At 43.6% G+C, this 15,202-nt stretch carries 13 protein-coding genes; 1 reads left to right on the plus strand and 12 read right to left on the minus strand.

The window, feature by feature from the left end; genetic code table 11:
• Positions 1-15 precede the first annotated feature (15 nt).
• Positions 16-1,446 carry a YfcC family protein gene (locus IEE86_RS10055; protein WP_191097097.1) on the minus strand — a complete coding sequence of 477 codons (1,431 nt, stop codon included), beginning with the start codon at positions 1,444-1,446 and terminating at the stop codon, positions 16-18.
• Positions 1,447-1,599: 153 nt separating this feature from the next.
• Between IEE86_RS10055 and IEE86_RS10060 the strand changes: the two genes are divergently transcribed.
• The gene (locus IEE86_RS10060) at positions 1,600-2,727 is read left to right on the plus strand and encodes a M20 peptidase aminoacylase family protein (RefSeq protein WP_191097098.1); all 1,128 of its coding nucleotides are present in this window, start codon (positions 1,600-1,602) and stop codon (positions 2,725-2,727) included.
• A 47-nt stretch (positions 2,728-2,774) separates the two neighbouring features.
• Here the strand turns inward: IEE86_RS10060 and IEE86_RS10065 are convergent, their stop codons facing one another.
• The 11 genes from IEE86_RS10065 to IEE86_RS10115 form a co-directional block, all read right to left on the minus strand.
• Positions 2,775-3,497, minus strand: a complete 723-nt coding sequence (locus IEE86_RS10065) for an SDR family oxidoreductase (protein WP_191097099.1) — start codon at positions 3,495-3,497, stop codon at positions 2,775-2,777.
• A gap of 133 nt (positions 3,498-3,630) precedes the next feature.
• The gene (locus IEE86_RS10070; RefSeq protein WP_224740923.1) at positions 3,631-4,392 is read right to left on the minus strand and encodes an alpha/beta fold hydrolase; all 762 of its coding nucleotides are present in this window, start codon (positions 4,390-4,392) and stop codon (positions 3,631-3,633) included.
• A 109-nt stretch (positions 4,393-4,501) separates the two neighbouring features.
• Positions 4,502-5,383 (minus strand): glycine betaine ABC transporter substrate-binding protein, encoded by an 882-nt coding sequence (locus IEE86_RS10075; protein ID WP_191097101.1) that lies wholly within the window; start codon positions 5,381-5,383, stop codon positions 4,502-4,504.
• Positions 5,383-6,228, minus strand: a complete 846-nt coding sequence (gene opuAB, locus IEE86_RS10080; RefSeq protein WP_142946592.1) for a glycine/proline betaine ABC transporter permease subunit OpuAB — start codon at positions 6,226-6,228, stop codon at positions 5,383-5,385. The genes IEE86_RS10075 and opuAB overlap by 1 nt, the downstream gene beginning before the upstream one ends.
• Positions 6,229-6,238: 10 nt before the next feature.
• Positions 6,239-7,507 (minus strand): glycine/proline betaine ABC transporter ATP-binding protein OpuAA, encoded by a 1,269-nt coding sequence (gene opuAA, locus IEE86_RS10085; RefSeq protein ID WP_191097102.1) that lies wholly within the window; start codon positions 7,505-7,507, stop codon positions 6,239-6,241.
• A 397-nt stretch (positions 7,508-7,904) separates the two neighbouring features.
• Entirely contained in the window at positions 7,905-8,999 is a 1,095-nt protein-coding gene (locus tag IEE86_RS10090; protein WP_034283225.1) for a toxic anion resistance protein, read from the minus strand.
• 14 nt (positions 9,000-9,013) lie between these two features.
• Positions 9,014-10,630, minus strand: coding sequence for a YceG family protein (locus IEE86_RS10095; protein WP_191097103.1), 1,617 nt, complete (start codon positions 10,628-10,630; stop codon positions 9,014-9,016).
• A 70-nt stretch (positions 10,631-10,700) separates the two neighbouring features.
• Positions 10,701-11,516, minus strand: coding sequence for an HAD family hydrolase (locus IEE86_RS10100; protein ID WP_191097104.1), 816 nt, complete (start codon positions 11,514-11,516; stop codon positions 10,701-10,703).
• Positions 11,513-12,622: a cysteine protease StiP family protein gene (locus tag IEE86_RS10105; RefSeq protein WP_191097105.1), complete on the minus strand. Its 1,110-nt coding sequence runs from the start codon at positions 12,620-12,622 to the stop codon at positions 11,513-11,515. The genes IEE86_RS10100 and IEE86_RS10105 overlap by 4 nt, the downstream gene beginning before the upstream one ends.
• Entirely contained in the window at positions 12,615-13,946 is a 1,332-nt protein-coding gene (locus IEE86_RS10110) for a phosphoribosyltransferase family protein (protein WP_191097158.1), read from the minus strand. Before IEE86_RS10110 ends, IEE86_RS10105 begins: the two co-directional genes overlap by 8 nt.
• Positions 13,936-15,123 carry an HpcH/HpaI aldolase/citrate lyase family protein gene (locus tag IEE86_RS10115; RefSeq protein ID WP_191097106.1) on the minus strand — a complete coding sequence of 396 codons (1,188 nt, stop codon included), beginning with the start codon at positions 15,121-15,123 and terminating at the stop codon, positions 13,936-13,938. Before IEE86_RS10115 ends, IEE86_RS10110 begins: the two co-directional genes overlap by 11 nt.
• Between the last annotated feature and the right edge of the window lie 79 nt (positions 15,124-15,202).

Here is a 15,202-nt window from a genome sequence, read left to right on the forward strand (position 1 = left end):
CAGCTTTTTATATGTTTAATAAGGTCCCCAGTTGATCATAACGCCGATACAAATAAACACAAGACCGATGACAAACCAGATGAGCGCAAGCGGCACCATAAAACGCAGCCACTTCACATAAGGAATACCACTTGCAGCAAGCACAGCCATCAACACACCGGATGTCGGATTGACGCAGTTGACTACGCCTTCTCCAAGCATCACTGCTTCTACAGCTACCTGTCTTGTGATGCCCATTAAATCAGCGAGCGGCGCAAGAATCGGAATAAAAACAACTGCTTCTCCTGATCCTGATGAAATCAAAAAGTGTAGAAGCGCACTCGCAATATACATCCCAATCGCTCCAGCAATCGGGCTAAATCCTGTCAGCATACTCGCTAAGCCATTGACCACAGTATCAAGCAGCTTACCGTTTTCTAAAATGACTGAAATGCATCGTGCCATCCCGACAATCAGTGCACCGTATACAAGGCTTTGACAGCCGACAATAAACGTTTTTGCAATATCATTGGCCGCCAATCCGCCGAGCAGTCCAGCAGCGATCGCCATAAAAATAAACACACCCGCCATTTCCTTATCGGTCCAGCCAAGCTGAAGTGCGCCATATAAAAATCCGCCAAGTGACAAACCACACACCGCTAAAATCAGCTTATGTCTTCCGGTAAAGTCAGGCTTGTCCACTGATTCCGTATCGGCTCCTCCAAGTCCCTTAGCGGGAAACCATTGATCGCCAAGAAGGCTTCCCTTCTCTTTGTTCTTCAGTCGTTTTGTATATAAGTAGATGTACACAATACTAGAAATCAGAAAGCAAAGATAAATAATGACACGAAGGCCAATTCCAGAAAAGATCGGCAGCTCTGCAATCGTTTGAGATAAGCCTAATGGAGATGGAGATAAAATCGTAGCGTTAAAACCGGCATAGCAGCCGATGTAAATGACCGCCGCTCCCGCCACAGCGTCCCACTTCAAGGAACGTGCCACAATGATGCCGATTGGAATAAACCCAATGACAGAGTTCACGACAATTCCAGTCGTCCCAAGCACAGAAAATAATCCCCCGACAATACAAATAAACAATAATTGCTTCGTTTGAAACCGGCTGATGACATGGTGAATCATTCCGTTAATGGCACCTGTCTTCTCCAAGATTGCAATGGTTCCGCCAGTAAATAGAATCAGAAAAATAATGGAAGATGACCCCACCATTCCTTCTTGAATGGCTGTGAAAAATCCAACCGCACTCACTGGTGATTGATCAATACGATGATAGCTGCCAGGAACGGCTGTTGTGATCTCCCCTGATGTCTTTCGATCAAACTCACCCGCTGGTACAAAATACGTTGCAATGGTACAAATCAGTGCAATCATAAATAAGAGCACATACGCATCCGGCATCTGAAGTTTTCTTTTTTGTTTCTTAGGTGCTGATACTGTCGCTGTTTTCATCTGTCAAAACCCCTTTATCCCGACCTCTATTTCACTTAATTTTCTGAATAATCAAATGATGTGTTATATTATAAACACTGATGATATTTAAGATCAATATTATTTCACTAAAAGAATGTTTTGGCAGATTATCTGTCAGCAAGGAGGCTTCTCATGACAACTTTGACAAACGAGATGAAACAAACCGTGACAGACATCTTTGAACATCTGCACGCCCATCCAGAAATCAGCTGGGAAGAGACAAATACGACGGCTTATATTGAAGATCTATTAAAGAAATTAGGCTGTAAAACGAGAACATTTGAAGACTGTACAGGGGTAATCGGTGAAATTGGGGAAGGCGCACCAGTGGTTGCTGTGAGAGCCGATATTGACGCCCTCTGGCAGGAAGTAGATGGCGTTTTCCAAGCCAACCATTCATGCGGACACGATGCACATATGACGATGGCACTTGGGACATTCATGGCATTGAAAGAAAAAGAACTCCCAAGTGGCACGATCCGATTCATTTTTCAGCCTGCTGAAGAAAGAGGCGGCGGCGCTTTAAAGATGATCGAAAAAGGTGTGTTAGCTGACGTCGATTATTTATACGGGGTGCATGTGCGCCCAATTCAAGAAACCTTAAACGGACGCTGCGCTCCTGCCATTTTGCATGGATCAAGTAATCATTACGTCGGGACCATTCTAGGGGAGGAAGCACACGGTGCACGCCCGCACCTTGGGGTCAACGTCATTGAAGTCGCATCTACCCTCGTGCAAAGACTGGCGCATATCCATGTCGATCCAAGAGTCGCGCATTCTGTGAAAATGACCAATCTAAACGCTGGGGGCGGCAGCTCAAACATCATACCTGGAAAGGCATCCTTTACATTAGATGTTCGAGCACAAACAAACGAAGTGATGGATGAACTTGAAAAGGAAATTGAAAGAGCCGTTCATTCTGTAGCAGATGCCTTCGGCGCTTCTATTACACTTTCAACAGATCACCGTTTACCAGCGGCGACATTAAATGAGGATGCCGTTCAAATCATGTCTAATGCGATTGAACACGTTTTAGGCAAAGAACAGCTCGACCCGCCCATCGTGACAACAGGCGGAGAGGACTTTCACTTTTATGCAGCAAAAGTTCCGCATATCAAATCCACGATGCTCGGATTAGGCTGTGATTTAACACCAGGTCTCCACCATCCTTATATGACATTCGACCGCTCTGCTATCTTTACCGGCATTGAGATATTGACTGAGGCTGTATACAAAACGCTTCAGCAACAGTCATCGTAATAAAATAAAAAAGCCACCCGTCTTCAAGGCGGGTGGTCTACTTATGATTAAGCATTCAAATCTGTCATTGCTGGGACATTGATTTCTTTCACACAGGATACCCTTGATAAATGAATCACACATCTCGCAAGCTCCACAATATCTTGTACAGGTATTCTCGTTTCATCATATAATGAGATGGCTTTTTCTGCTCCATCCTCATATGGGACTTCCGCCGCCAGCTCTCCCGGATTGATACAAGTGACGGATATTTTATCTTTTCTCACGTGCTCTCTAAGAGCATTCACGATCCCGCGCAAGCCAAATTTAGACGCAACAAAGGAAACCTGCGACAGGTTCGTATGGTCGAGTCCCGCAGTCGAGCCAACCACAATCATCTTTCCATTCTTCGATTTCCTTACGTGCGGAAGCAATGCTTGGATGTAGGTAATCGTTGAAGTCACATTCACATTGATTAAATGAGCGATATCCTCTGGCTGATCCTGATCGAATGAGTAATCGTCCTCAAAGCCTCGTTTCTCCCATAAACCGACGTTATAAATCAGTACATCAATGGTCTTGTTCTCCAATGCTTCGAGCATAAAAGGGATATGGGTTTGGCTTGATAAATCGATTTTCAGCCAAATTCTATGTACTCCGTCATCTATGTTCAAACTACTTGGTTCACTTCGCGACACAATCCAAACTGTATCTCCACTTGAAGGAAGACCTTTCACAAAAGCGTCCCCTAATCCTTGACTTGCGCCGAATATGATATAGTTTTTACTCATTGGCTCCTCCTTCTATGGCTTGCAAGCCCCCATTCATACAGCGGCTCGACTGTAAGCGTTTTATACCTATATCATACAAGTTCTAAGAAACGCTTGCCTCTTTTGTGCCTGCCTTCCCTTTCTCATGGCTTGACTACCTGATTTCTTCTAATTCTGCTGGTAACTCACGCGCCTCTACAAAGCATTTGATCATTTCGGTAAAGAGGTCCTTCTTTTCAAATGTAAATGTATGCCCAATGGCTGGAACGATGAATCCTTTTGCCTTTGGGTGTGCATTCGTTATTTTTTTCGCTGACCGTTTCATGATGCCTTTTTCCTTTTCTCCCACTGTGACAAGAATCCTCGCCTTCGCTTGTTGAAACGTGTCTGGAAGCTTGTAATGCAGGTTTTCTTGAAACATCGTAAGAAGGGTTTCCTTCCGCAGATGTTTTGAATCAGCCGCATAGCTTTCCAGCACATAGGTTGGAAGCCCCATCTTTTCAGCTTGGAGCTGGATAAACCAATCCTTCTTTAATAACGGGTACATAAGAGGTAAAATGGGCTTCACCATCAAGTAGAGCCACGGCAATGGCATCACTAGGGCGCTATTGATCACGGCGATGTCTATGAGGTCTGGCTCTCTCGATAACACATCAACGGCAATCTGCGCACCTAGAGAGAACCCTACGAGAATGACTGTACGGCCGTGCGCATGCTCTTCAACCCATGAGATGATCTCACGGGTGCTTTCTCGCATGGAAAATAGCTGTTCATTTGCTCTAGTCCCGTGACCGATGAGATCAGGGGTATAGCAATCATACGTTTCTTTAAATGCTTCCATCTGTTCCTTCCACATCCAGCTGCTTACTCCTCCGCCATGTAGAAAAATCATGATTGGCTTATCCATATCCATCATCGACAACTCGTCCACCATCCTTATGTATAAGAAAAAAGCAGCCGCTTTTTGAGCAGACTGCTTTTTCCATATGCTCCCTTCTATTATAAGGGAACTGTTATACAATTGGCTATTTTTTCAAATCCTCAATGGAATTCACGTTCTTCATATATGTCGGAACAACGAGACCCATTCGAAGACCCTTCATGCTTGTACCGAGGTCATCATATTTCCCTTTAAACTTCGCTGCATACGTTTTATGCGTATTTGGCAGCCATGCAGATAATGATGCATCAGCACTTCCGGTTGCAATTGCTGTCCACATTGGACCTGCTTCAACCTGAGTCAAGGTCACTTTAAACCCGAGTTCACGCAATACTTCTGCTGCCACATTGGTACTTGCAATCTCACTATCCCACGCGACATAGGCAAGATTGATTTTGTCACCATTTGACTTTTTCACGCCTTTTGTCCATTTCGCTACTTGGTCTTTATGCTTTTTCACATATTTCATGGCGGCATCCTTTGGTTTGACACCATCTTGGATATCAATCATGACTTCACCCATGTCATCTTGAGACCATTTAAACTGACTAAGCATTTTGGCTGCTTCCGGTTGATCCTTTGCAAATCCTTTACGTGAAATCGTATGAATTTCTTCCGCTTCACCGTAAGATTTCTTTGGATCTTTTAAATATTTTAAATCATAGCGGGAAAACATCCAGTGTGGATTCCAGCCAGTGATAATTATTGGCTTTTTACGGTCATAAGATTTTTTGAGCGTTGCTGTCATGGCTGCACTTGATGCAGACACAACCGTCCAATCCTCTAAGCCGTAATCCTTTTTCGCTTGATCTGTTAGAGCCATAATACCTGAACCCGGATCAATCCCGATAATGGTTTTATTGACCTGCTGTGCTGCACTCGCATTTGAATCTGATTGTGCACCACAAGCGGCTAATAAAAAGACAAGCAGGGCGGTCATCCCAATGTAGAGAGACTTTTTCCACATTAAGCATTCCCCCTGGTTTTTTTCGTTTTAATGTTTTGTGTAATACGGTCAAGTGTAATCGCCACAATAACAATGGCAATACCAGCTTCAAAACCAATCCCTGTTTTCAGCTGCGTTACCGCACTATATACTTCCGAACCAAGTCCTGGTGCACCTACCATTGCCGCAATGACGACCATTGATAAAGCAAGCATAATACTTTGGTTGATCCCAGCTAGAATGGTTTTTGTTGCTAGTGGAAGCTGCACTTTGAATAAACGCTGGAATGTTGTTGAACCAAATGCTTCTGTCGCTTCAATTAAATCCGCTGGTACTTGTTTAATACCGAGAATCGTCATACGAATCGTTGGCGGCATGGAGAAAATAACCGATGCCACAACCCCAGGAACAACTCCAATATTAAAGAAGAAGATCGCTGGTAAAAGATAAACGAATGCAGGCATTGTCTGCATTAAGTCTAAAATAGGTGTGACAATTTTACGCACAGTTTCCTTCTGTGATGCCCATATACCAATCGGAACCCCGATCACGATAGAAATGACCACAGCTGTTAGAACAAGTGCAAGTGTTTGAAGCATTGGCTGCCAGTAGCCTAAATAGTCGATCAGCAAGAATCCAATAAGTGTGAAAAGAGCAACTCCTCTTGTACTGATCCACCAAGCGATGCCAGCAAAGATAAGTGTTAAAATAATGGATGGAATGACGCCAAGTGCTGCCACAATTCCATTCACCGTTCCAGCTAATCCATTTGTTATGCCATCAAAGAAACCACCAAAGGTTAATGTTAACCAGTCAACAAATCGATCGATATAATCCGCGAACGGAATTCTAGGTAAATCACTCATACTAAACATCTTATTCTACCTCCTGTGCAGAAGGCTCTTGTGTTTTTATTTCCTCAAGCTTGTTAGAAGACATGTTGATATACTCATCATTACCTGATAATGCACCAATTAATGCACCTCTGACCACAATACCCTTCATTCTGTTTTTCTCATCTACAACTGCAATTGGAATGTTTGCCGCATCAGACACTGCATCAAAGATTTCTGTCAAATACGTAGATTCCAATACCGTCGTGAATTCTTTATCAAGAACTGTTTCAAGCGACGCACCTGTTTCCGCCGCCTTTTTCGCTGCTTGTGCAGAAATAACACCTAACAAATGCTTTTTCTTATCCACTGCATAGATAGACGAAATACCAAGGTTCTTCATAAGTGTGAGCGCAACGCGAGCCCCTTTGTCGATCTGAACCGTTTCTGCACGTTTCATAATATGACCAGCGGTTAATACTTTAGAAAGATCCACATCTTCTACGAAACGTTCTACATATTCATTCGATGGATTCATTAGAATTTCTTCTGGTGTCCCGATTTGAACGATATTTCCGTCCTTCATCAGGACAATGCGGTCACCAATACGAAGCGCTTCATCTAAGTCATGGGTAATGAAAATAATCGTTTTTCCTACAGACGTATGAAGCTCAAGCAATTCATCCTGCATATCTTTACGAATTAATGGATCTAGTGCACTGAATGCTTCATCCATTAATAAAATGTCAGGGTCATTTGCTAATGCACGAGCCAATCCAACACGCTGCTGCATCCCACCACTTAATTGATTTGGGTATTGCTCTTCAAAGCCTTCAAGTCCAACAAGCTTTAAAGATTCAAGCGCTTTTGCGCGGCGCTCTTCTTTTTCTACACCTTGCAATTCAAGTCCGTACTCCGTGTTCTCAAGAATTGTACGATGCGGGAACAATGCGAAGTTTTGGAAAACCATGCTGATCTTTTTCCGTCTCACTTCACGCAATTGATCCTTTGACATATTTGTTATCATATCCCCATCAATAAATATTTCTCCGGAGGTTGGTTCAATTAACCTATTTAGCAGCCGCACAAGTGTGGACTTTCCGCTCCCTGATAGCCCCATGATGACAAATATCTCGCCGTCATACACATCAAAATTTGCTCGATTGACACCAACTGTTGCGCCGGTCTCTTTCAGGATCTCTCTTTTTGTTTTCCCTTTTTCAAGCATTTGAGATGCTTTTTTAGCATTTTTACCGAAAATTTTAGATACATTATTTATCTTGATTTTGATATTTCTCTCTTCAGAATTCATATTTTCCCTCCAAATTAGCATCTTTATAACCGTAACATAAGCGTTATGATGCGAACAATCTTTAGAATTCGCTTATTTCCGTACAATATGTATGAATTCCATATAGAGGTCTGGTGATTAGAGTTTATACGCCGTATTACTCGTAAATCCTATAGAATGCTTCATAAACTACATATTTTACGGGGTATTTTCTCTCATCAGACAATATTTTACCGGAAATTCCTAATTGTGCTAAAAATAAGTCGAATGCTCATGACAACGGACTTTTTCATTCATGGGTGAACCATTCCCCTGAACAGGATTTACCCGATAATGGTCACATAAAAACCAATTCCCTCAAATTTTAATAAAAAAATAAAACAACTGCCTGCAACTTTAGTTACAGACAGCTCATTTTTTAGGACTCTAGGGCAGCCCGCTTAATATTATCTTGAAGCTCAAGCATACGTTTTGTTCCATCTTCGCGTAATCGTTTGTTTTCCTCTTCGATCTGCTTCGTCTCTTTCATCCCCTGTACAATCGTATTAAAGGAGGATTCAATCGTCTCTATGTCGATACTTGGACGGCCTGATAACTTGGCAATCTCAACACTTTGACTAGAGATATTTTCAGCATTTCGTTTCAGCATTTCATTTGTTCTTCTGTCCAGCTCACTCATTGAATCAGCCACAAGCTTTTGTCTTTTCGCTGTGACAGCTTGAATGATGCCATTTTTGAAAATTGGAATGGTGATGATGAACGCAGAGTTGATTTTCCCGATTAATTTCGTATTCCCACGCTGCAGCAAACGGATTTGCGGTGCCGTTTGAAGAGCCACCATCCGTGCCATATCAAGGTCATATACACGCTCTTCAAGCGCTTGAATGCCATTACGAAGCGTATCAAGCTCCATTTGTGCCAGCTGGTTTCCACTAGCCGCTTTTTCTTCATAAGAAGGAACCAATTGCTTTAATTCTTCAATTTTCATTTGACCCGCTACGACATACTTTTCAAGCTCCATATAGTATTGAATGTTATGCTCATACATTTCTTCAAGCGTCACAGTCGATTTGGTCATTTCGTCTTTATATTTACTGATTTCCACATTGATTTTTTCAATCTCCGCACCGAGCGTTTGATATTTACTGAAAATCTTTTCGATCATGCTACCGCCGCGCTTAAAGATTTTTGATAACAAACCACCCTTTGGCTCGTCAAAATCATTCTTATCAAAGCGATCCATAATCTTTCCAAGCTGCGTGAGCATCGTTCCTGAGTCTGTGACACTTGTTGAGCGCATCATGGAAAGGATACGATCAGAGAATTTAGAGATTTCGACGGCCGGCTGCTTTCCGTATTCAAGCAGCTCAAGCTGATTTTTCGCATCAATCTGTCTCGCAATATTCTGCACTTCTGGTTCATTTCGAAGCTGAACGCGAATGTCATCTGCCTTCTCAATGGTGATTTCCTCTTTATCAATTGAAATGATGTCATTTCCGTTTGTGTTTGTCATAAGCTTTGATCTCCTTATCGGTTTTTAATGGATTGAAATAACTTTCTGACGATAGACGGCTCTTTAAACTCCTGGTTCATGACCATTTCATCGAGCCAATGGGTATCAAATAATTGGTCATCTATATACCGTTCGATACACTGATATCCCGCCGGATGATACACGAAGAGATCCACACCCATTTCATTTAGGAAAATCAGGGCAGCCGCATCAGAACGAGTCAGCTCACCATTATATTCCGTATGGTATAAAATCACTTTCGGTACGGTTTGTGCATAATCAAAGGTTTGAATCAGTTCAATGAGATCCTGACTCATATGCAGAGCCTGCTTGAATAAATAAATGCGAACATCTAATTCGGTCTCATTGCCTTCTTTTAATAGCTTCGGATGCTGACAGATTCGAGATATCGCCTCTGCTATCGCCCGTTGTGTGCCTTCATATAGATGAGAAAACTGCCACACATTGCTTTTCATTAATAATTCAGGGTCAATCTCTCCAGAAGGAGAAAGTGCATGCTGATAATGAAATTGATAATTCGAAGACACTTCTTTCGTAAAAGGGAAATGGCGAATGGTCTTCGTCTCTTTCCACTCCATCAATGTGTGGATACGATCCCAGTATTCACGTTTGTCTCGCGTGACACCCATCATTTTCGCAAAAAGGTTTGGGATCTGTATCTTGTCCCTGTCTGCTTTAAAATTAGGACGGATAAAGGAACGTTCCTTCGCAATTAAAAACAGCTCATCATACGTTGTCTTCAGCGTAATGGATTGAGGGGTATGATCTCTGAATTGCCACGGTTTATACAGCATGGAATCTTCTGTGTGAAGCACCTCTTCAAGCTCTCTTGTCGAACGGTACGCCACCGTTGATTTCCTCTCAGGCTTTTCAGTAGGAAACGGCTCAAGCTTTGAACTACCCGGATACTGATCAATAAAAGTCAGCTTTTCTTCTGGATCTAATTCGCGGAATACATCCTTGCCCTCTGGATGAAATAGCACAACATCACAGCCAATTAGCATGACATAGTAAAGAAAATAAAGCTGACTTTTATTCGCCTCTCCATACCAAATGACTGCCGGCATTTTTTCTTCTATATTGACTTCCTTCAGCCACGGGCCTAGATGATTATTTGAAAACTTCACCACATCTAGTAGGACCCGGCGGAAATCAGGATGCTGAAACCCGCCCTCATGCAGCTGCTTGAAATGCTCAAACACCTTGATTAATGAAAGGCGGATATGCCGGTTCATCACAGGGTTTGGATGGCGTACAATCAACTGTTCGCCATCTAAAAAAGCCACAAAGCGATTCACAGACAACCCCTTTTCTTCTTGGTTAATCAAATGAATTCGTTGGAGCGCTTGAAAATGCTCCGGCTCAATATGACGATTGAGTGTTTCACTTAAAAGATGCATGCCTTCTTTTTCATATAATTCATGTAAATAAATAAAATAATCGGTTGCATCATGCGGAGTTCCAAGGACCCGGGCGGCGAGATGCGGTAAGGATAACGTATGCTCGTCCCTTACATAACCATCTCGTTCAGGGAGCGGCTTTTCTAGCACGTTTTTCCAGGCTTCCTGCTCCGCCCGTGTATGGGTAACATTGATTTCTTTATAACTCACGCCGCTCCTTCCTTTCTCCTATATTTTCTCGAAAGCTACTACTATCATATCATTCAGCCTTCTACTTCTGCTATCGAATCGAAGGCTTTTTTCCAGTGATCATCTGCTCTGCGACATATGCGGCGATTTCATCTGCTGCTGCCATGCCAGATGCTGTCGTGGGCTCAAGTGATGGATCAAAGTCGAGCACTTCTCCATGCCTTGGGGCAAAGCCCATATCTGCCTGTCGAATGAGACCTGCATCTAAGAGGGAATCACCCGCACCATATACATATTCAAGCTCCAGCCGTTCCTTTAGAAAAGCAACAGCAGCCCACTTATTGAGCGGCTGCGGAATAAAATAAAGCTTCCGGCCCTGAAGTGAAACCTGCCAGCCTCTCTCCTCGCCCCACAGCTTCAATTCAGTAAGTGGAATGTGAGACAGATACTCGTCTTTCATGATCAAATAAAGAAATCTTCCCTCGGCTGTCCGGGTGCGCTTGACCCATGCCGCCACCGGTAGTTGAGAGATAGCTCTCAGCATCTCTCTGACTGGCATACACTCTCTGAGTCTCTCATCTACAATGACCTGCCAATCCTCAAGCGGCTTGCCGTGATGAAGGATACAGCCCCCATTTGTCGTGACGGCATACGCCGGTGTAAGCTCTTGTTGAAAGAAGGTGATTCGTTCATACTGGGCGGTCGTTCGTGTCGTCACTGGGATGAACCAGCCTGATTGATGAATCGTCTGTAAGGACTTTTTCGTTTCAACCGACATATAGGAAAGCGGCCGGTCATCCAGCACCTCAACTAAATCATAATCTCCTTCATACTCATACTGATCCAGCACTCGATGTGAGTAAATCAGTGTCCGGTCTAAATCACTGGCAAATGCACATGTCTTCATGACGATTGCTCCATTGGGCGAATCAATCCGCAGCATGTGTAGGACATATTCGCATATTCAATAACCGGAACACCTCTGTCCTCTGCCAATAGCAAAATATGCTTCAGCTTCTCCTGAGACCCAGGCTGAATGAGGATTTTCCAAGGGATTCTTCTGAGCAGCACGCGGGTCGTCTCACCAACACCCGGCTTAATCAAATGTGTATTTTCAATTCCAAATTCCTGACCGATCGCTTCAATAGACATCATCCCCCGCCAGTCAGCAGGCGCCCCTTGCGTGAGAATGGTCTCTGCTTTCTCTTTTACACGCGGTCCGAGCCCAGAAAATGCCTCTTCAATCGTATCCACATACAGATTGGACACATCCTCATCCAGTAGCTCTTTGTAATACTTGGCTCCATGGAAATCATCGGCATTGATCCAGCGGTTGTTTAATACCGTACGACTGACAAGTCCAGATACCGTCGAATTCAGGCAAGCACTTGGAATGAGAAAGTCCTCTCTCGTTCCGTATACATTTGTACAATAACCAGGATCAGCCAGTACAGCCAGTTCACTCGAGAGACGAACACCATACTTTTTTTCAACATCAATCACTGCTTGTTGAAGCTCTTTCGAAATTGCGCCTTTTCCAGTCCACCCATCAATAAAGGCAATCTCAAAGCCTGGATGTTCTTTGAGCATATAATGCAGCGCATTCTCATCTATTCCGCGGTCACGAATAATCGAGATGCTGTAATGCGGTAGATCGAGACCATATGTCTTTCGAATATATCGTTTAATAAGCACCCCAATCGGCGTTCCCGCTCTAGCCAAACTGCAAAGCACCGTTTGAAAGCCTCGCTTTTTCACAATCTGTTCTGCGACAACAGCTACTGCTTCTGCTACCTTTTCCTTACTCTCTTCAAGAGATTGATAGAATAAAGTCATATAAGATGCCGTCGGCTTATACTCAATTGGCAGCATTTCTGAATAATGCGCACCACTTTGAATCGAACGCTCCCGCTCCTCTGTACTTTTCTCCATCTCAATGGATGATAAATCCTTGAGTAAGAAGGTTACATCCTGCTCCGGATAGCTTCCCATCTTTGTAGACACATTAGCCATTCACCTTCACCTCATCTGATAAAGTCACAATATGCACATGCTTCACATGCCGCTCGGCAAATAAGTGAACAAGCGGAAGCAATGCCTCCTGAGAGACCTTTTTCTCGAAAAAGAGAAACACATCATCGTATTGATCTTTTGGTATGTTGTACACATAGTGCTGAATTCGGGCATCCTCTGGACTTACAAAGGTAAACCCATTTTGAACAGCATATCCAGCCTTTTCAACGGGATGGATTGGACTTCTCGTCGTTGAATGAAAGAGAACGCCATCCCCCATATGTGCTGCCAGTCTCATCGGCACATACATCAGCTCGCCTGTTCCTAAACAAAGTGTCTGTTTCCCTTTTCGCTCCTGCTTTAGCTTCAGCCCAGCCTCAGCAGCTGCTTGATCGATGGCTTCCGTATCCGCTGCGCTTAAACCAAAACGACCTGTTTCATGTATATATGGCGTATGACCAGCCAAATTTGTTGCATGTGAAAGGGAATATGGCAGTTGCTTAAAGAAAGATTGAAGGGAATGAAAAGAGAGAGCGGGTCTATTCTCTTGCTCAGTCATTTCATATGAATAAGCAGGCTCATCCAATGTTTTGCCCCGAAAAACCATCTTCCCTTTTAATAAAGACAATGCTGTGATGTGAATACCAAGCTCTTCTTGAAGCTGACACATAGCTTCCTCGTGCTCCTCTGTCCGCCAATCCAAAATGGAAAGAATGGTATAAGAATGACGCGGGTACTTTGCATGAAGGTCCCGAATGATGTTGATATTTGTACGGCCTGTCGTGACTTCATCATCTACTAATACAATGGGGCGGTCTGTACGAAGTAATGCTTCGTCTGCATAACAAAGCTGATCCGTTGCATGTGAATGTTCCTCTTCAAATACCAATGATGGGTCAAGATCCAGCAGCTGTTCACGTGTCGTATGAATGTAAGATGCGCCTTCTATCACATCATACACACCATGACCAAGAGCGGTGGCCGTTTCAGCAAAACCGATCACAATCGGCTGTTTGCCTGCCGACAGCTTCTCTTTTTTGAGCGCTTCATAGGCTTCAGTTAACGCCGCGTGGTCATCCGTCTTAAGTGCTTCTACTAGACGGTCTTGATGCAGGGGCGTCTTGCCCGTTTGCTCCTTGGCATAAGCCATGGCCAAAAGACCCGAGACAAGAAGCGGTTTCACTGGATGAACAGGAATGTGCTTACCGAGCACCTTACTAACGAATAAAAAGGCTCGTTTTTTGTTCACCCTTGCCGCCATCTCAAAAAGATGCTCTTTTTCCAGCTGAAGCGCACTTTCTTTGAGGTCAAGGTCAACCTCCATATGTTCCAAGATGTTCAGCGTATGAAGCTTCTGCTTCTGTGAGTATGTCGATATAGCTTCTATTTTCATGAAACACCCCGTAAATGTCTGACTTTATTAAAATGTTCTCTGCCCACAGGTAATGCGGCTTCGTTTCATTCATTTTATTAGAGAAGGCACTTTTCATCACGCCAACTGTGCCGTCTGCATGTTCCAAAATGCTTAATGCATCCATATACTCTTCCTTTGTCACAACGTACATGCTTTGAACTGGCTTAAGATGTGTTGGATGAATCACTGTCTTTCCATGTATGCCGTTTGCTACATCTAGCCTTGTCTCTTTGAGTAAGCCTTGCATGTCATCGAAATCAGAAGAAGGCGGTTCGCCGCCCTTAGAAAGCGCACGGATGAATGGCTTCTGTTCTTTTCGCGCTGGGCCAAAATGTTCCCATACAGCACCAGATACCACAAAAGAACGACCAAAATAATTGATGATATCTGTGATCAAATCAGCAATCAATCTGATCTCATAGATGGTCGTGTCGCGGTCACGGCGAATGCCATACAACCCGCAAAGATCCGTTGCCCCAATGCGAATATTCAAAATATATTCCTCATTACCTAGCATGATCTGCTTTAACTCAGACAACACTGCATATCTTGTTTCTTTTTCTAATAAATCGGGTGTTTCCAAAATGGGCATCCCATAAAGTTTCCTTTTCATTTGTGCTGAAGCCCGTTTCAGGCTGTCCAAATATTCCTGCGCATTATGAACCGAACACTTCGGGAACACAAAGCCCGTGAGTAAATGTAGAGATGAACCGAGCAAGCCGGTCATTTTGAGTAGCTGCTTCGGCGAACGAACCCGAATAAATAAAAGCGGCAAATGGTCAGCTGTTTCAGGACCATGAGTTATTTTCTCCTTGAGACTGGCCAATTGTGCCACTAGATTCTGTTCGGCCATCTCCACTTCTTGATCACCAATGGCATCCTCCAAACAAAATACAACAGAGCAAAGCGCTTCATATTTCTGCGAAAGCAGCATGTCTGCTACATCCTGTCTTGTCGCAGGCATATACAAAGTAGCACCTAATGCATGCGCAAGTACATGCTTTGGCGTCAATGAATGAATCGCCGCCGGCTGTTTCAAAAAAATATCGTGCTGCCTCGCCTCTGATAAAAAACGAAAATATCGCATGCAGTGCCACCTCCTGTTGTTTAGAGAGAAAATCGAACAAATGACTTGATGATTCAAAAAAGGATGGAGCCGCTAATCA

It is taken from the genome of Bacillus crepusculi (assembly GCF_014764715.1).
Lineage (GTDB): Bacteria > Bacillota > Bacilli > Bacillales > Bacillaceae > Bacillus.

Excerpts from the sequence above, each read along its gene's own strand:
- opuAB (WP_142946592.1), bottom strand. The coding sequence starts at position 6,228 with ATGAGTGATTTACCTAGAATTCCGTTCGCGGATTATATCGATCGATTT.
- IEE86_RS10090 (WP_034283225.1), bottom strand. The coding sequence starts at position 8,999 with ATGACAAACACAAACGGAAATGACATCATTTCAATTGATAAAGAGGAA.
- IEE86_RS10065 (WP_191097099.1), bottom strand. The coding sequence starts at position 3,497 with ATGAGTAAAAACTATATCATATTCGGCGCAAGTCAAGGATTAGGGGAC.
- IEE86_RS10075 (WP_191097101.1), bottom strand. The coding sequence starts at position 5,383 with ATGTGGAAAAAGTCTCTCTACATTGGGATGACCGCCCTGCTTGTCTTT.
- IEE86_RS10060 (WP_191097098.1), top strand. The coding sequence starts at position 1,600 with ATGACAACTTTGACAAACGAGATGAAACAAACCGTGACAGACATCTTT.
- IEE86_RS10105 (WP_191097105.1), bottom strand. The coding sequence starts at position 12,622 with ATGGCTAATGTGTCTACAAAGATGGGAAGCTATCCGGAGCAGGATGTA.
- IEE86_RS10100 (WP_191097104.1), bottom strand. The coding sequence starts at position 11,516 with ATGAAGACATGTGCATTTGCCAGTGATTTAGACCGGACACTGATTTAC.
- IEE86_RS10055 (WP_191097097.1), bottom strand. The coding sequence starts at position 1,446 with ATGAAAACAGCGACAGTATCAGCACCTAAGAAACAAAAAAGAAAACTT.
- opuAA (WP_191097102.1), bottom strand. The coding sequence starts at position 7,507 with ATGAATTCTGAAGAGAGAAATATCAAAATCAAGATAAATAATGTATCT.
- IEE86_RS10115 (WP_191097106.1), bottom strand. The coding sequence starts at position 15,123 with ATGCGATATTTTCGTTTTTTATCAGAGGCGAGGCAGCACGATATTTTT.
- IEE86_RS10070 (WP_224740923.1), bottom strand. The coding sequence starts at position 4,392 with ATGATGGATATGGATAAGCCAATCATGATTTTTCTACATGGCGGAGGA.
- IEE86_RS10110 (WP_191097158.1), bottom strand. The coding sequence starts at position 13,946 with ATGGAGGTTGACCTTGACCTCAAAGAAAGTGCGCTTCAGCTGGAAAAA.